The 22,199-nt window shown below is 72.5% G+C and carries 18 protein-coding genes; 6 read left to right on the top strand and 12 right to left on the bottom strand.

Features of this window, described 5'->3' with window-relative positions; all coding sequences use genetic code 11:
- The 4 genes from octT to nadD are packed head-to-tail and all read right to left on the bottom strand — an operon-like array spanning position 1 to position 2,369.
- Complete coding sequence (gene octT / locus OHS58_RS01190) at positions 1 to 729, bottom strand: diglucosylglycerate octanoyltransferase (protein WP_328646855.1); 729 nt, start codon at positions 727 to 729, stop codon at positions 1 to 3.
- A gap of 3 nt (positions 730 to 732) precedes the next feature.
- Positions 733 to 1,347 (bottom strand): histidine phosphatase family protein, encoded by a 615-nt coding sequence (locus tag OHS58_RS01185; protein WP_247055188.1) that lies wholly within the window; start codon positions 1,345 to 1,347, stop codon positions 733 to 735.
- On the bottom strand, positions 1,344 to 1,739 hold the full coding sequence (gene rsfS / locus OHS58_RS01180) for a ribosome silencing factor (protein ID WP_247055190.1): 396 nt from the start codon (positions 1,737 to 1,739) through the stop codon (positions 1,344 to 1,346). The genes OHS58_RS01185 and rsfS overlap by 4 nt, the downstream gene beginning before the upstream one ends.
- 60 nt (positions 1,740 to 1,799) lie before the next feature.
- The gene (nadD, locus tag OHS58_RS01175; RefSeq protein ID WP_410622071.1) at positions 1,800 to 2,369 is read right to left on the bottom strand and encodes a nicotinate-nucleotide adenylyltransferase; all 570 of its coding nucleotides are present in this window, start codon (positions 2,367 to 2,369) and stop codon (positions 1,800 to 1,802) included.
- A gap of 197 nt (positions 2,370 to 2,566) precedes the next feature.
- Here nadD and OHS58_RS01170 point away from each other — a divergent pair, with 197 nt between their 5' ends.
- From OHS58_RS01170 to OHS58_RS01150, 5 genes are all read left to right on the top strand, one after another.
- Positions 2,567 to 4,678, top strand: a complete 2,112-nt coding sequence (locus tag OHS58_RS01170) for a RecQ family ATP-dependent DNA helicase (protein ID WP_328646854.1) — start codon at positions 2,567 to 2,569, stop codon at positions 4,676 to 4,678.
- 456 nt (positions 4,679 to 5,134) lie between these two features.
- Complete coding sequence (locus tag OHS58_RS01165; protein ID WP_328646853.1) at positions 5,135 to 5,923, top strand: alpha/beta hydrolase; 789 nt, start codon at positions 5,135 to 5,137, stop codon at positions 5,921 to 5,923.
- Between the two features lie 79 nt (positions 5,924 to 6,002).
- Positions 6,003 to 7,274 (top strand): MFS transporter, encoded by a 1,272-nt coding sequence (locus OHS58_RS01160; protein WP_328646852.1) that lies wholly within the window; start codon positions 6,003 to 6,005, stop codon positions 7,272 to 7,274.
- 131 nt (positions 7,275 to 7,405) lie between these two features.
- The gene (argS, locus tag OHS58_RS01155) at positions 7,406 to 9,127 is read left to right on the top strand and encodes an arginine--tRNA ligase (protein WP_328646851.1); all 1,722 of its coding nucleotides are present in this window, start codon (positions 7,406 to 7,408) and stop codon (positions 9,125 to 9,127) included.
- A gap of 12 nt (positions 9,128 to 9,139) precedes the next feature.
- The gene (locus OHS58_RS01150; protein ID WP_326943331.1) at positions 9,140 to 9,529 is read left to right on the top strand and encodes a PPOX class F420-dependent oxidoreductase; all 390 of its coding nucleotides are present in this window, start codon (positions 9,140 to 9,142) and stop codon (positions 9,527 to 9,529) included.
- 21 nt (positions 9,530 to 9,550) lie between these two features.
- Here OHS58_RS01150 and OHS58_RS01145 read toward each other — a convergent pair whose 3' ends face one another.
- Complete coding sequence (locus OHS58_RS01145; protein ID WP_326959431.1) at positions 9,551 to 10,093, bottom strand: dihydrofolate reductase family protein; 543 nt, start codon at positions 10,091 to 10,093, stop codon at positions 9,551 to 9,553.
- Positions 10,094 to 10,163: 70 nt separating this feature from the next.
- A complete protein-coding gene (locus tag OHS58_RS01140) occupies positions 10,164 to 13,019 on the bottom strand; it encodes an AfsR/SARP family transcriptional regulator (protein WP_328646850.1) in 2,856 nt (951 codons plus the stop codon).
- A 95-nt stretch (positions 13,020 to 13,114) separates the two neighbouring features.
- Between OHS58_RS01140 and OHS58_RS01135 the strand changes: the two genes are divergently transcribed.
- Positions 13,115 to 13,579, top strand: a complete 465-nt coding sequence (locus tag OHS58_RS01135) for an SRPBCC family protein (protein ID WP_328646849.1) — start codon at positions 13,115 to 13,117, stop codon at positions 13,577 to 13,579.
- Positions 13,580 to 13,587: 8 nt separating this feature from the next.
- Here the strand turns inward: OHS58_RS01135 and OHS58_RS01130 are convergent, their stop codons facing one another.
- The 6 genes from OHS58_RS01130 to OHS58_RS01105 form a co-directional block, all read right to left on the bottom strand.
- On the bottom strand, positions 13,588 to 15,063 hold the full coding sequence (locus OHS58_RS01130) for a class I adenylate-forming enzyme family protein (RefSeq protein WP_328646848.1): 1,476 nt from the start codon (positions 15,061 to 15,063) through the stop codon (positions 13,588 to 13,590).
- A gap of 50 nt (positions 15,064 to 15,113) precedes the next feature.
- Positions 15,114 to 16,223, bottom strand: coding sequence for a glutamate 5-kinase (gene proB, locus OHS58_RS01125; RefSeq protein WP_326959425.1), 1,110 nt, complete (start codon positions 16,221 to 16,223; stop codon positions 15,114 to 15,116).
- On the bottom strand, positions 16,220 to 17,680 hold the full coding sequence (gene obgE / locus OHS58_RS01120; protein WP_326959423.1) for a GTPase ObgE: 1,461 nt from the start codon (positions 17,678 to 17,680) through the stop codon (positions 16,220 to 16,222). Before obgE ends, proB begins: the two co-directional genes overlap by 4 nt.
- A 161-nt stretch (positions 17,681 to 17,841) precedes the next feature.
- A complete protein-coding gene (gene rpmA, locus OHS58_RS01115) occupies positions 17,842 to 18,102 on the bottom strand; it encodes a 50S ribosomal protein L27 (protein ID WP_155545674.1) in 261 nt (86 codons plus the stop codon).
- A gap of 42 nt (positions 18,103 to 18,144) precedes the next feature.
- Entirely contained in the window at positions 18,145 to 18,459 is a 315-nt protein-coding gene (rplU, locus tag OHS58_RS01110; RefSeq protein WP_247064489.1) for a 50S ribosomal protein L21, read from the bottom strand.
- Between the two features lie 163 nt (positions 18,460 to 18,622).
- On the bottom strand, positions 18,623 to 21,703 hold the full coding sequence (locus OHS58_RS01105; protein WP_328646847.1) for a translation initiation factor IF-2 N-terminal domain-containing protein: 3,081 nt from the start codon (positions 21,701 to 21,703) through the stop codon (positions 18,623 to 18,625).
- Positions 21,704 to 22,199: the final 496 nt, after the last annotated feature.

The raw sequence follows: 22,199 nt of genomic DNA, 5'->3' as shown, positions 1-22,199 counted from the left end.
TCAGCCTACGTGGCCGGGGGCCGCCACCGGGGCCAGCAACACGGACATCGCCTCGCCCACGGCGGCGTGCCCGGCCCAGCCCCAGTGCATGCCGTCCGGGTTGCCCGCGCCGCTCAGGACGTGCTCGCCGACGACCTCTTTCAGGTCCAGCAACGGGACGCCGGCGCGCTCGCCCCAGGCCCTCATCGCGGCCTCGGCGCCCGGCCGCGCGGTGTGCACACCGCCGTAGGCCGCGGCCCGGTGCACCGACGGCAGCATCCCGAAGATCGGCAGCTCGGGACGCAGGACGCGCAACGCTTCCACGGCGGTGTCGAGGTACTGCACGGTCAGCTTCACCGGCAGCACCCGCGGACGGCCGCGGAAGGCGACCGACAACCGCGGCTGCGCGGCGAGATAAGCCTTGCGCGCCACCCGTCGCACCGGATCGGGCCGCAGGTACTTCAGCCCGCCGCGCAGGTAGGTCGGCAACGGCGAGGGCAGCGTGTCCATGCTCCCGATCGCCAGCACGACGGCGTCGACGTGGTGCAGGTCGGCCCAAACGCGCGGGTCGCCGGTGAGCGACCACCAGACGTCGCGGGCGGTCCAGCCGATCCCGGCGACCAGGTCGGCGGTGCCGCCGAGGGCCGCCGCCGCGATGTTCGGCCACAGCCGCGGTTCGTCCGCGGCGCAGGGCCCCTCGGGGCCGTGAAAGCTCAGCGAATCGCCGAACACCAACAGGTGTGGGGCCATCGGCTAGCCGGTCATCCCCGCGTTGTAGGCGTGCAGCCGCCACTTGCCGTCGCGCAGGCCGAGCTCGACCCAGTGGCAGTTGGCGATCCCGCCGAGGGACGGCCAGATCTCGACCGGCAGCTTCAGCAGGCCAGCGGTGAGGGCGATGATCAGCCCGCCGTGCGCAGCCAGCAGCACGGTGTCGCCGACGTCGGAGTTGGCCTGCTGCAGATCGGACACGACCTCGCCGGCGCGCTCGGCGACGTCGAGCCGGTTCTCGCCACCCGGCGGGGCCCAGGTCGCGTCGGTGCGCCAGCGGGCGCGTTCACCGGGGTACTCGGCGTCGACCTCGGCGCCGGTCTTCCCCTGCCACTCGCCCAGGTGCGTCTCGCGCAGCCGCTTGTCGATGCGCAGCGGGACGCCGATGGCGTCGGTGAGCACGGTCGCCGTGTCGGTCGCGCGACGCAGGTCGGACGCGATCACGAGGTCCGGGGAGAACCGGGCCAGCGCGGGGACGGCGAAGCGAGCCTGGTTCCAGCCGACCGGGGTCAGCGCCGAATCCAGGTGACCCTGCATCCGCCCGGCGGCGTTGTAGTCCGTCTCGCCGTGACGCCAGAGCACCAGCCGCCGCGGGCTCACCGGGCGTCCGCGTCCTCATCGGCGGGCGGCTCCTCGAGACCGGCCACCTCGATCCGCGGGCAGTCCTTCCACAGCCGTTCGAGGCCGTAGAAGCTGCGCTCCTCGACGTGCTGGACGTGCACGACGACGTCGACGTAGTCGAGCAGGACCCAGCGGCCCTCGCGGGCGCCTTCGCGGCGGACCGGCTTGTGCCCGGCCACCCGCAGCTGCTCCTCGACGTTGTCGACGATCGCGCCGACCAGGCGCTCGTTGGGCGCGGAGGCGATGACGAAGGCGTCGGTGATGACGAGCTGCTCGGACACGTCCAGCACGACGACGTCGCTGGCCTTCTTGTCCGCCGCCGCGTGTGCGGCCGCTACGGCCAGCTCTCGTGCCTCGGACGTGGCTGTCACGGTGCTCCTTTTCCGGATCGGGTTCGCCCGAGAAGAGTACCCGCCGCGACCAGCGGTGCTTCAGTCGCTCTTCCGGTAGAGATCCTTCTTGGTGATGTAGCGGACGACGCCGTCGGGAACGAGGTACCAGACCGGCTCCCCGCGCTCGACGCGGTCGCGGCAGCCGGTCGACGAAATCGCCATCGCGGTGACCTCGACGAGACTCACCTTCCCGCTGGGCAGGTGGTGCGAGTTGAGCCGGTAGCCGGGCCGCGTGACGCCGATGAAGTGCGCGAAGTCGAACAGCTCGTCGGCCTTGTGCCAGGTGAGGATCTGCTCGAGCGCGTCGGCGCCGGTGATGAAGTAGAGCTGGTCGTCGGGGTACTCGGCGTGGAGGTCGCGCAGGGTGTCGACGGTGTAGGTCTGACCGGCGCGGTCGATGTCCACGCGGCTGACCGAGAAGACCGGGTTGGACGCGGTCGCGATGACCGTCATCAGGTAGCGGTCCTCGGCCTTGGTGACCTTGCGGTCGGTCTTCTGCCAGGGCTGCCCGGTGGGCACGAAGATCACTTCGTCGAGCCCGAACCGGGACTGGACCTCGCTCGCCGCGACGAGGTGGCCGTGGTGCACGGGGTCGAAAGTGCCGCCCATGACCCCGATCCGCCGTGGTGACATGGGACCCGAGCCTATACACCGGACCCGTGGGCCGTCCGGTCCAGCAGCACACCTCGCCCGACCGTGCAGGAAGTGTGATTCAGCTCACATTACGGCCGGTATTCGACACGAACGGTCCGTTCGCGCCGCCGCCGATTCCCGGTTCGTCGGTGCCATGGGGTAGACGTGGGGACGTGGACACCACCAGCACCACCCCAGCACTCCGCGACCGCGCCGAGACCCTCCTCCGGGCGCTCGCCGGCGACTCGGCGAAGCTGCGCGAAGACCAGTGGACGGCCATCGAGGCCTTGGTCGCGGAGCGGCGTCGCGCGCTCGTCGTGCAACGCACCGGGTGGGGCAAGTCGGCGGTCTACTTCCTGGCCACGGCGCTGCTGCGCGAACAGGGCAGCGGGCCGACGGTGATCGTCTCGCCGCTGCTGGCCCTGATGCGCAACCAGATCTCGGCGGCGGCGAAGGCCGGGATCCACGCGGCGACGATGAACTCCGCGAACCCGCAGGAGTGGGAGCACGTCCAGGCGTCGGTCGCGGCCGGCGAGATCGACGTCCTGCTGGTCAGCCCCGAGCGGCTGAACAACCCGGACTTCCGCGACAACGTGCTGCCGAAGCTGACCGCGAGCACCGGCCTGCTGGTGGTCGACGAAGCGCACTGCATCTCCGACTGGGGCCACGACTTCCGGCCGGACTACCGGCGGCTGCGCACGCTGCTGGGCGACCTGCCCGACGGCGTGCCGGTGCTGGCGACCACCGCGACGGCGAACGACCGCGTCGTCACCGACGTCGCCGAGCAGCTGGGCATGGGCAGCGGCGGCGACACCCTGGTGCTGCGCGGCAGCCTCGACCGGGAAAGCCTGCGGCTGTCGGTCTGCCGGCTGCCGACGTCGCAGGCGCGGCTCGCGTGGCTCGCGGAGCACCTGGCCGAGCTGCCGGGGTCGGGGATCATCTACACGCTGACGGTCGCGGCGGCGCACGACGTCGCTTCCCTGCTGAAGGACCGCGGCTACCCGGTGGCGGCCTACACCGGGAAGACCGACCCGGCCGACCGGCAGGCGGCCGAGGACGACCTGCTCGGCAACCGCGTCAAGGCGCTGGTCGCGACGTCCGCGCTGGGCATGGGGTTCGACAAGCCGGACCTCGGGTTCGTCGTGCACCTCGGGGCGCCGTCGTCGCCGATCGCGTACTACCAGCAGGTCGGCCGCGCCGGGCGTGGTGTGGAGCGCGCGGAGGTCGTCCTGCTGCCCGGCGAGGAGGACCGGGCGATCTGGGCGTACTTCGGGTCGCTGGCGTTCCCGGACGAGCTGCGGGTGACGCAGGTGCTGAACTCGCTCGCCTACGCCGACCGTCCACTTTCGACGGCCGCGCTCGAGCCGTCGGTGGAGCTTTCCCGCTCCCGCCTGGAAATGGTGCTCAAGGTGCTGGACGTCGACGGCGCGGTCCGGCGTGTGAAGGGCGGCTGGGAGAGCACGGGCGAAGACTGGCAGTACGACCGCAGCCGCTACCAGCGCGTCGCGGAAGCGCGGGACCGCGAGCAGGAAGCGATGCTCGGTTACCTGGCGACCGGCGACTGCCGGATGGAGTACCTGCGGCGTCAGCTCGACGACCCGGACGCGGCGCCGTGCGGGCGGTGCGACAACTGCACCGGGCAGCACTGGGACACGTCGGTGACCGACGAGGTCGTCAACGCGACACGGGAACGCCTGCAACGTCCGGGTGTCGAGGTCGCGCCGCGGAAGCAGTGGCCCACCGGGATGTCCTCTTTGGACGTTCCGGTCTCCGGCCGGATCGGCGCCGACGATCAGGCCGAGCCGGGGCAGGTCCTCGGGCGGCTGACGGACGTCGGCTGGGGCAACCGGCTGCGGGAGCTCGTCGGCCCGGCGGCGCAGGACGCGGACGTGCCGGACTCGGTGTTCAAGGCGTGCGTCCAGGTGCTGGCCGGGTGGCAGTGGTCGGAGCGGCCGGTGGCGGTGGTCGCGGTGCCGTCGTCGACGCGGCCGCGGCTGGTCTACAGCCTGGCGACGCGGCTGGCAGACATCGGCAAGCTCGACTTCCTCGGGGCGCTCGACGCGGACGGCCCGCCGCCGCGCCAAGCGAACAGCGCGCAACGGCTGGCCGACCTGTGGCGGCGGCTGAGCATGCCGGCCGACCTGGCCGCGGCGTTGCCCGCGGGGCCGATCCTGCTGGTCGACGACGTCATCGACACCGGCTGGACGATGACGCTGGCGACCCGGCTGCTGCGGCGGGCCGGGGCGCCCGCGGTGCTGCCGTTCGCGTTGGCCAGCACGGCCTGACCTCGGGGCCGCCCGACGGGTTCTGCCGCGGAGGCGCACCAGCGGGCGGGCCGACGCGCGTGCTTGAGCCCGATTTTCGCGTGACCGGCGGCGGAAATCGTGTGATTGAGCCCGGATCTCGCGTGATCAAGGGCGGGACTCGCGTGATTGCACGCGGATCTCGCGTGATCAGGCGAGCATCGCGTGTGATTGGGGAGTCATCACGCGTGATTTGAGGGGCATCACGCGTGATTGAAGGGACGACTCGCGTGCCTGGAGGGTCGGGTCGTGTGCCTGGAGGGTCGGGTCGCGTACCTGGAGGGTCGGGTAGCGGGGGTCGGGGGCGGTGCGGGTGATTTAGGTGACAGAACGATCTGTCTTGTCTTGGTTGACCGTGGGGGCTGGGGGCGGCATGCTGAGCGCCAGTTGAGACAGAACGTTCTGTATCAGGTGGAGGTTGTCGTGGGTGCTCGGACTGTGGTTCTGGTGCATGGGCTGTGGATGACGCCGTTGAGCTGGGAGGGGTGGGTCGAGCGGTACGAGGCCGCCGGGTTTCGGGTGCTGGCGCCGTCGTGGCCGGGGCTGGAAGGTGGGGTCGAGGCCTTGCGGAAGGACCCGAGTCCGCTCGCCGGGCTGGGGATCGGCGAGATCGTCGACCACTACGAGCGGATCGTCCGCGGGCTCGACGAGCCGCCGATCATCATGGGGCATTCCTTCGGCGGCACCTTCACGCAGCTGCTGCTGAACCGCGGGGTGGGCGCGGCGGGCGTCGCGATCGACTCGGGGCCCGTCAAGGGGGTGCTGGGGCTGCCGTTGTCGACGTTGCGGTCGGCGCGGCCCGTGCTCGGGAATCCGTTCAACCGCAACAAAGCCGTGCCGCTGACGCCGGAGCAGTTCCGCTACGCCTTCACCAACACGCTGACCGAGCAGCAGTCGCAGGAGGTCTACGACCGGTACCACGTCCCCGGCTCCGCCCGGGTGCTGTTCCAGGGCGCCTTCGCGAACTTCAACCCCCAGTCGCCGACCAAGGTGGACTTCGCCGCGAAGAAGACGCCGCTGCTGTTCATCGCCGGCGGTGCGGACCACATCGTGCCGCCGTCGCTGAACAAGGAGAACGTCCGGCGCTACCACCGGGCGCCGTCGGTCACCGACTACGCCGAGTTCCCGGGGCGGACGCACTACACCGTCGGGCAGGACGGCTGGGAAGAGGTGGCCGACAAGGCGCTGAGCTGGGCCGTCGAGCAGACGACGGGTTCCGCCGACTGAACCGGACGGTCGGGATCTTTCGTACCGCGGACGAATGTGGCAAAGTCGCGTTCCACCTTCGGGGGACGTGGAGGCTGCCATGACCGTCCGGGTCCAGCACCGGCTGCCGGTGCGCAAGCTGTTCGCGGCGAGCGCGGGCAACGCGCTGGAGTGGTTCGACTGGACGATCTACGCGACGTTCAGCATCTACTTCGCCGGCGCGTTCTTCCCGTCCGGCAACGACACCCTCGCCCTGATCAACACGTTCGCCACCTACGCGCTCGCGTTCTTCTTCCGCCCGCTCGGCGGGGTGCTGCTCGGGCGCTTCGCCGACACGCGCGGCCGCAAGCCCGCCATGATCCTCACCATCGTGCTCATGGCGGGCGGCTCGGTCGCGATCGGGGTACTGCCGACGTTCGCGCAGGTCGGCTGGCTCGCGCCGCTCCTGCTGCTGCTCGCCCGGATCGCGCAGGGGCTCTCGCTCGGTGGCGAGGTGTCGAACGCGTCGGCCTACCTGGGCGAGATCGCGCCGGCCGCGCGGCGGGGCCGGTACTCGGCGTTCTTCTACATCTCGACCGGCTCCGCGGTGCTCGTCGCGACCGTGCTCGGGTTCGTGCTGTCGCGGACGCTCGACAAGGCGCAGCTCGCGACCTGGGGCTGGCGGCTGCCGTTCCTGCTGGGCGGCGTCTTCGGCGTGGTCGGGCTGTGGCTGCGCCGCAGCCTCGCCGAGACCGAGCTGTTCGAGCAGACGAAGACCAAGGCGCGGAAGCTCGAACGGCCGCTGCTGACCACGCTGACGCACTACCCGAAGGCCGTCGGCCGGCTCGTCGGGTTCTCCATGCTCTCGACGCTCTGCTACTACACGTTCTTCAGCGCGCTCACGTCGTTCGCGGTGAAGAACCGGCACGCCGACGCCGGGGCCGTGTTCCTCGCGCTGTCCGTCGGCACGGTGCTGTTCATCGCGCTGCAGTACCCGATGGGCGCGCTCGCGGACCGGGTCGGGCGGAAGCCGCAGCTGCTCGTGTGGTCCGGGGCGACCGCCGTCGTGATCGTGCCACTGTCCACTTTGATCGGTCCGGACGTCGGCGGTCTGCTCGTCGTGTTCTGCGTCGGGCTCGGGCTGTACACGGCGATGACGTCGGTCGCGCCGGCGATCATGAGCGAGCTGTTCCCCACCGAGCTGCGCGGGCTGGGGATCGGCGCCTGGTACAACCTGACCGTCGCCGTCTTCGGCGGGACCGCTCCCCTGCTCATCACGGTGTTCGGCGCGATCTCGCCGACGCTCTACTTCTGGTACGTCGCCGCCGGTGCCGCGATCGCGTTCGCCGTGATCCTGACGCTGCCGGAGACGAAGGGCAGCGAGCTGGGGTAATCCCTTCGTCGCCGGCCGGTGCCGCTCGCTAGGCTGTGACATCCGGGGCTCCGCCCCGTGCCGGGGGCTTCGCCACCCTGACCCCCTCAAGCAGTTGAGGGCTTCACTGACCGAGCCGAAGGAGGGACACCGTGCACACCGCCGACGTTACCGAGGAGCTGGCGCGCCGCGTGGTGGCCGCCGCCGGCCGGGCCCTGGACGTGGACCTGACGCCGGAGCAGGCGCTGATCCAGGCGTCGCCGCGTGACGGCGTCGACTACCAGGCCAACCTCGCGATGAGCCTCGGCAAGAAGCTCGGCCGGCCGCCGCGCGAGGTCGCGACGCTGATCGCCGAAGCCGTGGAGCTGGACGGGATCGCGGACGCGCCCGAAATCGCCGGGCAGGGCTTCCTCAACTTCGTGCTGCGCAAGGCCTGGCTGGAATCCCGCACGGCCGCGGTGCTCGGCGACACGCGGCTCGGCGTGCCGAAGACGGCTGAGCCGCGCACGATCGCGCTCGACTACAGCAGCCCGAACGTCGCGAAGGAAATGCACGTCGGGCACCTGCGCTCGTCCGTGATCGGCGACGCCCTCGCGCGCCTGCTGCGCTTCGCGGGCCACGAAGTGTTGCCGCACAACCACCTCGGCGACTGGGGCACGCCGTTCGGCATGCTCATCGAGCACCTGCTCGACGTCCCGTCCGAGCAGCGCGCGATCGCCGACCTCGACGCCTTCTACCGCGAAGCGCGCCGGAAGTTCGACAGCGACGAAGCGTTCGCGACACGGGCGCGCACCCGCGTCGTGCTGCTGCAGAGCGGCGACGAAGACACCCTCGCCGTGTGGCGGACCCTCGTCGACGAGTCGACCCGGCACTTCGACGAGGTCTACGCCCTGCTCGGGATCTCCTTGACGGACAAGGACATCTACGGCGAGAGCTTCTACAACTCCTACCTCGCCGCGGTCGTCGACGATCTCGAAGCGGCCGGGCTGACCGAGCTCAGCGACGGCGCCGTCTGCGTGTTCCCGGAGGGGTTCCGCAACCGGGAAGGCGACCGGTTGCCGCTGATCGTCCGCAAGCGCGACGGCGGCTACGGCTACGCCGCCACGGACCTGGCCACCGTCCGGTACTGGACGACCGAGCGCGGCGCCACCGACCTGCTCTACGTCGTCGGGACGCCGCAGGCGCAGCACTTCGCCATGGTGTTCTCGGCCTGCCGCACGGCGGGCTGGCTGACCGGGCACGCCGAGCACGTCGGCTTCGGCACCGTGCTGGGCGCGGACGGCAAGACCATGCGGACGCGGGCCGGCGAGACGATCAAGCTGGTCGACCTGCTCACCGAAGCCGTGACGCAGGCCGCCGTGGTCGTCGCCGAACGCAGTGAGCTCGACGCGGCGGGGCAGGCCGAGGTCGCCCGCGCGGTGGGCATCGGCGCGGTCAAGTACGCCGACCTCTCCGGCGACCGCGAGCGCGACTACGTCTTCGCCTGGGAGCGCATGCTCGCCAAGGAGGGCAACACCTCGGTGTACCTCCAATACGCCCACGCGCGGACACGCTCGATCCTGCGCAAGGCGGGTGGCGAGCCCGAGGGCACGCGGATCCTGCTGGACGAACCGGCGGAACGGGCGCTCGCGCTGAAGCTGCTGCGGTTCGGCGAAGCCCTCCAGGCCGCGACGAGCGCCTACGCGCCGCACAAGCTCTGCACGTACCTTTACGAGACCGCCGTCGCGTTTTCCCGGTTCTACGACGATTGTCCGGTCCTGAAGGCGCCGACCCCCGAGCTGCGCGCGTCCCGGCTGCGGTTGACTACGCTGACGGCGCACACGCTCGCGCTCGGGCTTTCCCTGCTCGGCATCGACGCGCCCGACCAGCTCTAGCGGGAGACCACTGTGGAACTGCCCGGCGACCTGCTCGCGCTGCTGCGCGAGCCCAGCCTCTGCTTCCTGGCGACGTCGATGCCGGACGGCTCGCCGCAGCTCACCCAGACCTGGGTGGACACCGACGGCACGCACATCCTGGTGAACACCGTGCTGGGCCACCAGAAGCAACGCAACATCGAGCGTGACCCGCGGGTGGCGCTCAACGTCGCCGACCGCGAGCGGACGTCGCGCTACTACGCGATCCGCGGCCAGGTCGTCGGGATGACCGAAGACGGCGCCGTCGAGCACATCGAGAAGCTGGCGCAGCGGTACCTCGGCGGCCCGTACCCGTGGTGGGGCGGGCGCGACCAGACGCGGCTGCTGCTGACGATCAAGCCGGACCGGATCAGCGGGACGTAGGCGCCGGCAGTTCGTCGGCCGTCAGCTCCGGGGCTCGGACAGGACGAGGACCACCGTGCCGCTCGCGAACGTGCGGGTCTCGACCTTGCCGAACCGCCCTGTGACGCCCTCGCCGAAGAGCTGCTCGCCGGCGCCGCGCAGCACCGGGTGGATCCACAGCCGCAGCTCGTCGAGCAGCCCGTGCGTGACGAGCGTGCGGGCGACGGGACCGTAGCCGTACACCAGGATGTCCGCGCCCGGCGCCTGCTTCAGCTCCCGCACGGCGTCGGGCAGGTCGCCGGTCAGCACGGTCGTGTTGTTCCACTCCGGCGAGGTCAGGGTGGTCGAGGCGACGTACTTGGCCATCTTGTTCATGGTGTCGCTGAACTCGTCGCCGCTGCGGGCCGGCCACGCTCCGGCGAAGCTGTGGTAGGTGGCCCGGCCCATCAGCAGGGCGTCGCTGGCGCGCAGCTGGTCGAGCGCGAACGCGCCGGCGGCCTCGTCGAAGTAGTCCAGGGACCACAGGTGCGGCTCGGAGACGACGCCGTCGAGGGTCACGTAGGTCGAGTTGACGATCTTGCGCATCGGGGTCTCCCGGGTTCGGTGGCTGGGCCCCGAGGTTCGGCGGCGACGCTTCCGGTGGGCTATCGACGCGCTATCGGCCGCCGCTCGCGTGCTGCGCGACGTCGGCAAGGAGCAGCTCGGCCCGGCGAGCGTGCTCCGCGGCCGTCCCGGCGTCCCCGGCCAGCTCGCCGAGCCGCCGGTGCGCCCGCGCCTGCAGGTGCCGGTCGCCGGTCACGCCGGCCACGGTGACCGCCTCGGTGAACCGGGCGGTGGCGGTGGCGGCGTCTCCTGCCGCGACGGCGACCCGGCCCTGGCCGAACAACGCGTACCCGACGCCGATCCGGTCCCCCAGACCGGAAGCGATCTCGAGGACCCGGTCCACCGCCACTCCGGCGGCGGCCACGTGCCCGGCAGCCAGTTCGACGTCGGCGCTGCGGTAGCGGATCTGTGCTTCGGTGCGCGACGCGCCCGCCTCCCGCGCGAGGCGCAGCGCCTCGGCCACCTGGCCGGCGGCGTCACCGAGCGCGCGAGCGTCGAGGTCGAGGCGGGCGAGCTCGGACCGCGCGTGGGCTTCGCCGCTGCGGTCGCCGGCCGCGTGCAGCAGCGGCAACGCCTCGGTGGCGCAGGCCCGGGCCGCGGCGAGGTCGCCGTTCAGCCGCCGGACCGTGGCGAGCTGCCGGAGCGTCGCGCCGACGCCGTGGCCGATCCCGGCGGCGCGGAACCCGGCCAGCGCGGGTTCGAGGTGCCGGGCGGCGTCGCCGGGGCGGCCCTGGTGGACGAGCAGGGCGCCCAGCGAATAGCGGGCCGCGGCGGCACCGACCGGGTCGCCGGCGCGGTCCGCCGACGTGATCGCGAGCTGCGCGACCTCCCGCCAGTCGTCGAAGTAGCCGCGGATCTCGAACAGCGCCGCGGCCGTGACGGCCAGCTCCCAGCACAGGTCGTCCCACTCCGCGGCCGCCGCTTCCCGCACGGCCGTTACGAGCGCGAAGCGCTCTTCGTCGACCCACTGCAACGGCGCCCGGCGGACGGCGGCCGTCGCCGAGGGCGGCGGCTCCCGGCGGGGCGCGGTCCCGCGCAGGTCGAGGCGGTCACCGAACTCGGGGCGCTGGGCCTGTGCGGCGAGGCCGAGCCAGCCGGAGCCGAGGCGGCGCAGGGCGGCCGCGTGCTCGGCGACGCTGTCCTCGGCCGACGCGCGCTCGGTCGCGAAGACGCGCACGAGGTCGTGGAACCGCCAGCGCCGGGACAACGCCGAGGGCGGGGCGCCGTCGGCGATCAGGTTGGCTTCGAGCAGCTCCGCGAGCGCGTCCTCGGCCGTGACGTGCGGGAGGTCCAGCAGCGCGCCCGGCGCCCAGTGCGGCAGGTCGAGGTGCTGCGGCGTGGCCATCCGGCGGAACAGGGACCGGGCCGGCTCGCTCAAGCCGTGGTAGGACAACGCGATCGTCGACCGCAGCTGGACCCCGCGGAAGGACAGCTCGTCCAGCCGCCGTTTTTCGTCGGTCAGCCGGTCCAGCAGGTCGCCGAGCGCCCAGTGGTCGCGGGACGCGAGCTTCGCCCCGGCGATGCTCAGCGCGAGCGGCAGCCGGTCGCACGCGGCGACCAGCGCCTCGGCCGCCTCCGGTTCGGCGCGCAGCCGATCGTCGCCGACGAACGTCGCGAGCAGCCGCAGCGCGACGTCCTCCTCGAGCACGTCGAGCTGGACGCCGGCCGCGCCGGGCAGGCCGGTGAGCCGCGCCCGTGACGTCGTGAGGACCGCGCAGCCGGCCGAGCCGGGCAGCAGCGGCAGGACGTCCGCCTCCCGCCGGACGCCGTCGAGCACGACGAGGACCCGCCGGTCGGCCAGCCGCGTGCGGTACAGCTCGGCGCGTTCGCGCGGATCGCGGGGCAGCAGCTCCTCCGCCATGCCCAAGGCGCGCAGGAAACTGCCGAGCACCCGTGCCGACCAGGTCGTGCTGTCCTCGGCCGAGTCGTCGTGCAGGTCGGCGTAGAGCTGGCCGTCCGGGAACTGCGCGGCGAGTTCGTGTGCGGCCCGCACCGCCAGCGCCGACTTGCCGACGCCGCCGGCGCCGGAGATCCCGACGACCCGGACCGCGAACGGCGTCTGCGGGTCGGCGGGGCCGCACAGCCGCGCGCTGATGGCGCGCAACGCGGCGTCGCGGCCGGTGAAGTTGGTGGCGGGCGCGGGCAGCTGACGCGGGACGGGCGGCGCGACGACGTCCCGGACGGCCGGCCGCTCCCCGGCCAGGATCGCGGCCTGCAGGTCACGCAGCTCCGGGCCCGGTTCGACGCCGAGCTCGTCGACCAGGACGTCCCGCGCCCGCCGGAACGCGGTCAGCGCGTCGGCCCGGCGGCCGCCGCGGTGCAGCGCCCGCATGAGCAGCAGGTGCAGGTTCTCCCGCAGCGGGTGCTCGTCGACCAGGGCGGTGAGCTCGGGCAGGACGTCGTCGCCGCGCTCGAGCCGGGCCCGGACGCGCTGCTCGACCAGGTCCAGCCGGCGTTCCGCGAGCCGGGTGGCCGCGCGGGTCAGTGCCTCGCTGTCCAGGCCGGCGAACGCGGGACCGCGCCACAACGCGAGCGCCGCTTCGCAGGCGTCGTCGTCCGTCCGGGCCCGCACGGCCAGCTCCGCGAACCGCGTCAGGTCGAGGTCTCCGGCGGCGACGTCGAGCCGGTAGCCCGGCGCGCGGGTGGTGATCGTCGCGAACCCGCCGGCGTCCCGCAGCCGGCGGCGCAGCGCGGACACGCAGATCTGGACCTGCGACCGGGCCGTCGCCGGCGGCTGCTCGCCCCAGAGCGCGTCGACCAGCCGGTCGGCCCCGACCTCGCGGTTGGCGTCGAGCGCGAGGACGGCGAGCACGACGGACTCGCGCGGGCTGCCCACGGGCGTGGCCGGGGACCCGAGCTCGGCGGGCCCGAGCAGGCGGAGTCGCGGCGGCGTGACGGGCTCGGTCATCGTCACCAGTGTCGTCCATAGCGGATCGATAGCGGCCGGATGGGCCGCCCGGCGAAGGTGGTTCCAGTCACCGAAGAACCCGAGGAGTGGTCCGGATGTCCGAAATGGAAACTGTGGAAACGCCGCACGAGCTGGTGCTCACCGACACCTTCCCGGTGTCCCGCGACGAGGTGTGGGCGGCGTGGACCGACCCCGCGCGGTTCGCGGGCTGGTGGGTCGGCCCCGGCTTCCGCACCCACGACCTGGTCATGGAGGTCGAGCCGCGCGGCCGGTTCGCCGCGAAGCAGTCGTCCGAGGCCGGCGACTTCACCATGCCGTTCGCCGGGTTCTACGTCGACGTCGTCCCGGGTGAACGGCTGGTGCTCGGGCTCAGCGACGAGCCGTCGCCGGACGAGCCGATGCGCACCGAGATGACCGTGACGCTGACGGACGTCGACGGCGGCACCCGCCAGGAGTTCCGGCAGACCGGCGTGGTGACCGACGAGCACTTCGCGGCGCTGGAAGCCGGGACGCGGGTCTTCTTCGACCAGCTCGGCGCGCAGCTGACCGGCCGGGGCTGAGCGCGGTCTCACAGCCCGGCCAGCTCGCGCCGCTTGATCTTCCCCGACGGCGTCGCGGGCAGCCGCTCGACGAACCGGACCAGCCGCGGCCGCTTGTACGGGGCGAGGTGCGGGGTCGTGAACGCGATCAGCTCGTCGGCCGTGGCGGTCTCGCCGGGGCGCAGGACGACGTACGCGCAGGCCAGCTCCCCCTTGACGGCGTCGGGCACTGGCCCGGCGGCGACCATCGCGACGGCCGGGTGCCCGGCGAGCACCCGCTCGATCTCGGCCGGGTAGACGTTGTAGCCGCCGGTGATGATCAGGTCCTTCTTGCGGTCGACGACGAACAGGTGGCCGGTGGGATCGCGGTAGCCGAGGTCGCCGGTCCGCAGCCAGCCGTCCGCGTCGATCGTCTCGGCGGTGGCTTCGGGCCGGTCGTGGTACCCGAGCATCACGACCGGCCCGCGCACCAGCAGCTCGCCGCGGACGCCGTCCGGGACGTCGCGGGCCGGGTCGTCGAGGTCGGCGACGCGGATCTGCACGCCGGGGTAGGCGACGCCGATGGAGCCGAGGACCTCGGGCGCGTGCGGGCTGTGCGTGGTGGCGTGCCCGGACAGCTCGGTCATCCCCCAGACCTGCAGCAGCGGCGCGCCACTGCGTTCCTGCCAGGCCCGCATGGTCGTGACGGCGATCGTCTGGCCGCCGACCGTGCTGCGGGTCAGCGACGAGAGGTCCGCACGCGCGAGGGCCGGGTCGGCGAGCAGCATCGCGTACATCGCGGGCACGCCTTCGAAGATGGTCGCGCGGTGCTCTTCGATCGCGGCGAAGACGTCTCCGGGTGAGAACCGTTCGCGCAGCACGACCGTCCCGCCGACGCAGAACGTGCTGTGCACGGCGACGTTTCCGTAGACGTGCGGGAGCGGCAACGCGGTGACGACGACGTCGTCTTCGCGGCGGGCGTGCATCGTGGCGGTGAGCGCGCAGTTGACCAGGACGCCGTAGTGGCTCTGCACCGCGCCCTTCGGATGGCCGGTGGTGCCGGAGGTGTAGGCGATGGTGCACGGACCGTCCACATCGACCGGTTCCCGGGGTGCCGCTTCGAGCAGGTCCGCGAACGGGACGGCGTCCGCGCCGTTGTCGAGGTCCACGACGAGCGCGACGCCGGTGACCCGCTCGCGCAGCGCGCTGGTCGTGATCACGGCCGCGGCCCGGCAGTCCTGGGTGACGTAGCCGAGCTCTTCGGCGGTGAGCAGGGCGTTGGCCGGGTTGACGACCGCGCCGGCCCGCAGCGCACCGTGGTAGGCGGCCAGCCACTCCCAGCGGTTCGGCGCGTAGAGCGTCACGACGTCGCCCGGCGCGATGCCGCGGTCACGCAGGCCGCCGGCCACGGCCGCCGCGGCCGCGTCCAGCTCGCGGTAGGTCAGCGTGCGCGTCGCGGTGACGAGCGCGGTCCGGTCGGGGTGGCGCCGCGCGGCGGTGCGGAGGATGTCGGCGGGGCCGGTCATGCGCGGAGCCTAGGACGGGGCGTCCGGGACAGGTCCCCGATCAGCGGTTTTCAGCGGCGCAGCGGGACGAGGTCGTCGGCGTGGACGACCTCGCGTCGTTGCTCCGGCGGCAGTTCGGGGGTCGAGCGGCCGATCAGGTCCGGCAGCTCGGTCGCGTCGAACGCCACCACTCCGCGCGCGACCGCGCGGTCGTTCGTGTCGACCAGGTCGACGACGTCGCCGGCCTGGAAGTCGCCCTCGACGCCGATGATGCCGGCCGCCAGCAGGGACCTGCGGCGGCGGACCACCGCCGTCACCGCGCCGTCGTCGATGCGGAGCTTGCCCGTGGAGTCCGCCGCGTAGCCCAGCCAGAAGCGGCGGGCCGACAGGCGGGTGTCCGCCGGCGCGAACGCCGTGCCCGGCGACGCCGTCGTCAGGGCCGGGGACGCCTCCGACGCCGCCGCGAGCAGGACCGGGATGCCCGCCCCCGCCGCGGTGCGGGCCGCGGCCAGTTTGGACACCATGCCGCCCGTGCCCAGCCCGGAGCTGGACATGCCGACCGAGATACCGTCCACATCGGACTCCGAGAGCACCTCGGTGAGCTTGCGGGTGGCGCCCTCGCGCGGGTCGCCGTCGTACAGACCGTCCACATCGGACAGCAGGATCAGGGCGTCGGCGCCGATCAGGTGCGCCACCAGGGCGGCGAGCCGGTCGTTGTCGCCGAAGCGGATCTCCTCGGTGGCCACCGTGTCGTTCTCGTTGACCACCGGGACCGCGCCGAGCGCCAGCAGCCGCGAGAACGTCCGCTGCGCGTTGCGGTAGTGCGAACGGCGCACGACGTCGTCGGAGGTGAGCAGCACCTGCCCGACCGTGAGTGAATACCGCCCGAACGACTCGGCGTAGGCGTGCGCCAAGGCGAGCTGCCCGACGCTCGCCGCCGCCTGCTGGGTGGCGAGGTCCTTCGGCCGCTTGCCCAGCGAAAGCGGCGCCAGGCCGGCGCCGATCGCACCGGAAGAGACCAGCACGATCTGCGTGTCCCGGGCGACCCGGTGCGCGATCGCGTCGACCAGCGCGTCGAGCCGGGTCGCGTCGAGGCCGCTGCCCGCGGTGGTCAGCGCCGAGGAACCGACCTTGACCACCAGCCGCCGGGCGGCGGCGATCGCCTCCCGCGTGCCGCTCACGCGTCCAGGTCCCCGTCGGCGCCTTCCGGCTCGTCCGGGCCGTCACGCCGGATCCGGCGGGCTTCCTTGCGCTCGGACGCGCCGATCCGGTCGTGGTTCTCGAGCCGGACGTCGGTGCCGCGGCCGGACAGGTGCATCGCGACGCTCGGCGTCGACGGCTGCCACTCGAACTGGACGTCGCCGATCGTGACCGGGCTGCCCGGGCGCGCGCCGAGCTTCGCCAGCTTGTCCTCGACGCCGAGGCGGTTGAGGCGGTCGGCGAGGTAGCCGACGGCTTCGTCGTTGCCGAAGCTCGTCTGGCGGATCCACCGCTCCGGGCGCGAGCCGCGCACGATGAAGGCGCCCTCTTCTTCCGGATCGACGTCGACGGTGAACCCTTCGTCGTTGACGGCGAGGGGCCGCAGCACGATCGTCTCCGGCTCCAGCACCGGCTGCATCTCGCGGTACTGTTCGACCACCTTGGCGAGCGCGAAGGTCAGCTCGCGCAGGCCCTTGCGCGACGCCGTGGAGATCTCGAACACCTGCAGACCGCGGGCTTCGAACTCCGGCCGGACGAACTCGGCGAGCTCGGCGGCCTCCGGGACGTCGATCTTGTTGAGGACGACCACACGCGGGCGCTCTTCGAGCTTCCCGCCGAGGCCCGGCGTGTACTTCGAGAGCTCCAGCTCCAGCGCGTCCACATCGGACACCGGGTCGCGGCCGGGCTCCAGCGTCGCGCAGTCCACGACGTGCACCAGCACCGCGCAGCGCTCGATGTGGCGCAGGAAGTCGAGCCCGAGGCCCTTGCCTTCGGACGCGCCGGGGATCAGGCCGGGGACGTCGGCCATCGTGAAGACCGTGTCGCCACCGGTGATCACGCCGAGGTTCGGCACGAGCGTGGTGAACGGGTAGTCGGCGATCTTCGGCTTGGCCGCGGACAGCACCGAGATCAGCGACGACTTGCCGGCGGACGGGAAGCCGAGCAGGCCGACGTCGGCGACCGAACGCAGCTCCAGCACGAGGTTGCGGGCTTCACCCGGCTCGCCCAGCAGCGCGAACCCGGGCGCCTTGCGCGCCTTCGACGACAGCGCGCGGTTGCCGAGACCACCGCGGCCGCCCTGGGCCGCGACGAACGTGGTGCCCGGGCCGATGAGGTCGGCGACCATCTGGCCGTCTTCGGTGAACACGACGGTGCCGGACGGCACCTTCATCACCAGGGTCTCCCCCGCCGCGCCCGCGCGGTCGCCGCCCTGGCCCAGCTTGCCGCTGCCCGCCTTGGCGTGCGGGCGGAAGTGGAAGTCGAGCAGGGTGTGCACGTTCGGGTCGACGACCAGCAGGACGTCGCCGCCGTTGCCGCCGTTGCCGCCGTCCGGGCCGCCGAGGGGCTTGAACTTCTCGCGGTGCACCGAGGCGCAGCCGTTCCCACCGTCGCCGGCGGTCAGGTGGATCACCGCGCGGTCCACGAACCGGGACGCCATCACTTGCCTCTTCCTCTACAAACAAAAACGGCGCGGCCCACGCTGGGTCTGCCAGCGGCCGCACCGTGGGGGTCCGGGGGCTCGGGCCCCCGGGTCAACACATGGAACGGGCGACGTGGTCCGCGTATTCCGCGGACACACGTCGCCCCAAAGATCGCCCGTTACGCCTCGACTGGCACGACGATGTTGATCGTCTTGCGACCACGCTTCTCGCCGAACTGGACCGCACCGGCGGCCAGGGCGAACAGCGTGTCGTCGCCGCCACGGCCGACGTTCACGCCGGGGTGGAACTTGGTGCCCCGCTGGCGGATCAGGATCTCGCCGGCGTTGACTTCCTGGCCGCCGAAGCGCTTGACGCCGAGGCGCTGCGCGTTCGAGTCACGACCGTTGCGGGAGCTGGACGCACCCTTCTTGTGAGCCATAGCTCAGTCCTCTTTCAGTCTTGCGAAGATCCGGGAAAGTCCTCAGATGGAGATGGCGGTGACCTCGACGCGGGTCAGCTTCTGCCGGTGACCCTGACGCTTGTGGTAGCCCGTCTTGTTCTTGAACTTGTGGATCCGGATCTTCGGACCCTTGGTCTGCTCGACGACCTTGCCGGTGACCGAGACCTTCGCCAGCGCGTCCACGTCCGTGGTGACATCGCCACCGTCTACGTACAACACGGCGGGGAGAATGTGCTCGGTGCCCGGCTCGCCCTCGAGCTTCTCGACCTCGACCACGTCGCCGACGGCAACCTTGTACTGCTTGCCGCCGGTCTTGACGATCGCGTACGCCGACACGGAAGTCTCCTGCATTACTCGACAATGGGTGGGGGCCCCGCGCGATCGGCCCGCCTCCGGGAAGGCGGTCCTGCTCTCACGCAGGCGGCCTACTCTGGTGGTAGGCCGTACTACAGGTTACGTGGGGTGCCCCGGTGCGTTACCACCGGGGTCCCCCTGGTGTTCAGTTAGCGCTCTGCTCCGAGGCTTTCACCGGCGGACCGGCCGGGCGTGACGCCGCCCGGCGCGGACGGCGCCGGGTGGAGCGCACGGCCGGTTCGGGCACGCTGACCTCGGGTTCGGCGACCGGCTCAGCGGCCTCCGAAGACTCTGTGACGGGCTCTTCCGCCGGCTCGGGCGCCGACGAGCGCTCGACGGCCGGCAGCTCCTCGAGCGGCGCCGGCGTCTCGTCCGCCTCGGTGGTCACCGGGACGTCCGCGACCTCGGTCGCCGGCTCCGGGGCCACCACGGCCTCGGCCGGCGTCTCGGTGGCCTGACCGGCCTCCGCCGTGTCGGTCACCTCCGGGACGGGCCCGTTGCCGTTGAGGGCACCGTGCTCGTGCGGCTGCTCCTTGGCGACCTTGGACGCGTTGGCCATCGCCGCCACCGCGGACGCGATCGACTCGCGCTTCTCCGGCGGCGGGACGGCGTGCACCTCGGCCTTGGCGGCCTCGGCCTGCTCCTTGGCGGCTTCCTCGCCCTTGCCACCACGGCCGCGCGACCGGCGGGAGCTCTTCTCCCCGCCACCGCTGCCGCCGTTGCCGCCACCGCCACCGTTGCCGCCGTTGCCCCCGTTGCCGCTGGGAGAGTGGGCGGCGATGCCGCCGGCCGTGCGCTGCGGCTCGGTCGAGACGACCACGCCGCGGCCCTTGCAGTGCTCGCACGGCGTCGAGAACGCCTCGAGCAGCCCGGTGCCGATCTTCTTGCGGGTCATCTGCACCAGGCCGAGCGAGGTGACCTCGGCGACCTGGTGGCGGGTGCGGTCGCGGCCGAGGCACTCGGTGAGGCGGCGCAGCACCAGCTCGCGGTTGGACTCGAGCACCATGTCGATGAAGTCGATCACGATGATGCCGCCGATGTCCCGCAGCCGCAGCTGGCGGACGATCTCCTCCGCCGACTCCAGGTTGTTGCGGGTCACCGTCTCCTCGAGGTTGCCGCCCGAGCCGGTGAACTTGCCGGTGTTGACGTCGATGACCGTCATCGCCTCGGTGCGGTCGATGACCAGGTACCCGCCCGAGGGCAGCCAGACCTTGCGGTCGAGGGCCTTGGTGATCTGCTCGTCGATCCGGTGGTCGGCGAAGGCGTCGCCGGTGCCGGTGTAGCGCTTGAGGCGCTCGCCCAGCTCCGGCGCGACGTGCCGGACGTAGTCGTCGATGGTGTCCCAGGACCGGTTGCCCTGGATCTCCAGCTTGGTGAAGTCCTCGGTGAAGAGGTCACGCACGACCTTGACCAGCAGGTCCGGCTCTTCGTAGAGCATGGTCGGCGCGCCGCCCTTGCGGCCGGAGCCGGCGTCGGCCTTCTCCTTGATGATGTCCCACTGCGCCTTCAGGCGGTCGACGTCGCGGCCGAGCTCCTCCTCGCCGATGCCCTCGGAGGCGGTGCGGATGATCACACCCGCGTCCTCCGGGACGATCCGCTTGAGGATGTCCTTGAGCCGGCGGCGCTCGTTCTCCGGCAGCTTGCGGGAGATGCCGGTGGCGCCGCCCGCGGGGACGTACACCAGGAAGCGGCCGGGCAGCGAGATCTGCGTGGTCAGCCGGGCGCCCTTGTGCCCGACCGGGTCCTTGGTCACCTGGACCAGCACGGAGTCGCCGGTGGACAGCGCCTGCTCGATCTTGCGGGCCTTGCCCTCCAGGCCGGCGGCGTCCCAGTCGACCTCACCGGCGTAGAGCACGGCGTTGCGGCCGCGGCCGATGTCGATGAACGCGGCCTCCATGCTCGGCAGCACGTTCTGGACGCGGCCGAGGTAGACGTTGCCGACGATCGAGCCGGAGCCCGACTGCGTCACGAAGTGCTCGACCAGCACGCCGTCCTCGAGCACGGCGATCTGCGTGGAGTCGCCCTTCTCGAGGACGACCATCGTGCGCTCGACCGCCTCGCGGCGGGCGAGGAACTCGGCCTCGGACAGGATCGGGGCGCGGCGGCGGCCGGCCTCGCGGCCGTCACGGCGGCGCTGGCGCTTGGCCTCGAGCCGGGTCGAGCCGCGGACGCTGCGCACCTCGTCGCGTGCCGCCGGGCGCTCGCGCTCGGCGCGTTCGGCCTGCTCGGCCTTGGCCTGGCGGACGTGGGTGACCGTGTTGGGCGGGTCGTCGGTGCCGGTGTCCCCGGCGTCGTCGCCGTCCGAGCCCTTGCGGCGGCGACGGCGGCGACGGCGCTTGCTGCCGCCTTCACCGTCACTGTCGCCGTCGTTGTCGGCGTCGTCGCCCTCGGGCTCTTCCGCGACGTCCGACTCGTCCTTCGCGGGCTTTTCGTCCGTGTTGCCGTTGCGGGAGCGGCGGCGCGCGGGCGGCGGCTGCTCCTCTTCGGCTTGGGCGTCGTCGCCGTCGTTCTCGTCGCTGCCGTCGGCGCCCTTGCCCCGGCCACGGCCGCGGCGGCCACGGCGGCGGCGACGGCGGCTGTTGGCGTCGTCACCGTCGTCGTCGGCGTCGATGGCCGGCGTGGTGTCCTCGGCCTCTTCTTCCTCGACGATCTCCGGCTCGGGCTGCTGGCGCTTCTGCTTCACCGGGGCCGGAGCCGGCGGCTCCGCGAACGGGTCGGCCGGCTTGCGCGCCGGCTTGGTCGCGGCGGGCTCCGGCGGCAGGAAGACCGGCGACGGCGCGGCGAACACCGGCAGGTGCGCGCGGCTCTTCTGCCGCGGGCGCGGCTTCTCGGTCTCGACGGGCGCCGGCTCGGGTTCCGGCTTGCGCCGGGTCCGCCCGGTGGGCGCGACCTCGACGTCACCGCCCGAGGTGGGGGCCACCTCGACGTCGCCACCGGAAGCGGGCGCCGCTTCGACGTCACCGCCGGAAGCCGGCGCGACCTCGACGTCGCCGCCGGAAAACGCCTCGGCGACCTTGAGGGCCACTTCCCGGGTCACGCTCGACTGCGCGCTGCGGACGCTTTCGCCCAGTTCGCCCAGCTTCGCGAGGACGTCCCGGCTGTGCGACTCGAGCAGCTTGGCCAGCGCATGCACCCGGATCCGGGCGGGCAGGTCGGCCAGCGGGCCGGTCGTGGGTGTGGCGGGATTCCCGCCGGTGTGCTCGGCGGGTGTTTCCGCGTTCGACATGTGTCTCCTCCGCCCCCGGGCGCGTCTGCCGGTTCAACCCGGCAGGGACGCGGCCGCGCAGGGGCCCCTTTCTGTTCGTTCCGCCGTGGTGGTCACCAGCGGCGGGAATCCTTGCCCGACGACCGGGCGCCGCACCACCGACTCCCGATGGCGCGCAACCCGGTCAAAGGTCTGCTCGGCGGGTGCCTGCCCAAGCCTCGCGGCCCCCGGGCCGCCCGCCACGTCGTCCAGCCGCCCGGCCTGCGGGCGGCGACGCGCGTGGTGCTGGTTCATGCACTTCACCGGGCCACAATGCCGCAGGCAGCACCTCTCACGTGCGCCCCGCGGCCCAGTGGCCTCCCCGAGTATCCCACACCCGGTGACCGCACCGGTGTACTCGGTACCTCACGCAGGCCGCCCGGGCGTGCCGCGGGGCACCGGCCGGGCGAACTTGGCCGCAGAGCTTGTCCGCCGGGCGCGGGGTGGCTAGCGTGCGGCTCGGGGTGGCCGGGCGCAC

This window comes from Amycolatopsis sp. NBC_00348 (assembly GCF_036114655.1).
In the GTDB taxonomy this organism is placed as follows: Bacteria; Actinomycetota; Actinomycetes; order Mycobacteriales; family Pseudonocardiaceae; genus Amycolatopsis.
The sequence above is the reverse complement of the archived record's forward strand: the minus strand, read 5'-3'. Positions and strand labels throughout refer to the sequence as shown.

What these genes read in the sequence shown, in the direction of transcription:
- octT (WP_328646855.1), bottom strand. Translation starts at nt 729, where the DNA reads ATGGCCCCACACCTGTTGGTGTTCGGCGATTCGCTGAGCTTTCACGGC.
- nadD (WP_410622071.1), bottom strand. Translation starts at nt 2,369, where the DNA reads ATGGGCGGCACTTTCGACCCCGTGCACCACGGCCACCTCGTCGCGGCG.
- OHS58_RS01160 (WP_328646852.1), top strand. Translation starts at nt 6,003, where the DNA reads ATGACCGTCCGGGTCCAGCACCGGCTGCCGGTGCGCAAGCTGTTCGCG.
- OHS58_RS01145 (WP_326959431.1), bottom strand. Translation starts at nt 10,093, where the DNA reads ATGCGCAAGATCGTCAACTCGACCTACGTGACCCTCGACGGCGTCGTC.
- OHS58_RS01140 (WP_328646850.1), bottom strand. Translation starts at nt 13,019, where the DNA reads ATGACCGAGCCCGTCACGCCGCCGCGACTCCGCCTGCTCGGGCCCGCC.
- OHS58_RS01135 (WP_328646849.1), top strand. Translation starts at nt 13,115, where the DNA reads ATGTCCGAAATGGAAACTGTGGAAACGCCGCACGAGCTGGTGCTCACC.
- OHS58_RS01130 (WP_328646848.1), bottom strand. Translation starts at nt 15,063, where the DNA reads ATGACCGGCCCCGCCGACATCCTCCGCACCGCCGCGCGGCGCCACCCC.
- obgE (WP_326959423.1), bottom strand. Translation starts at nt 17,680, where the DNA reads ATGGCGTCCCGGTTCGTGGACCGCGCGGTGATCCACCTGACCGCCGGC.
- rpmA (WP_155545674.1), bottom strand. Translation starts at nt 18,102, where the DNA reads ATGGCTCACAAGAAGGGTGCGTCCAGCTCCCGCAACGGTCGTGACTCG.
- OHS58_RS01105 (WP_328646847.1), bottom strand. Translation starts at nt 21,703, where the DNA reads ATGTCGAACGCGGAAACACCCGCCGAGCACACCGGCGGGAATCCCGCC.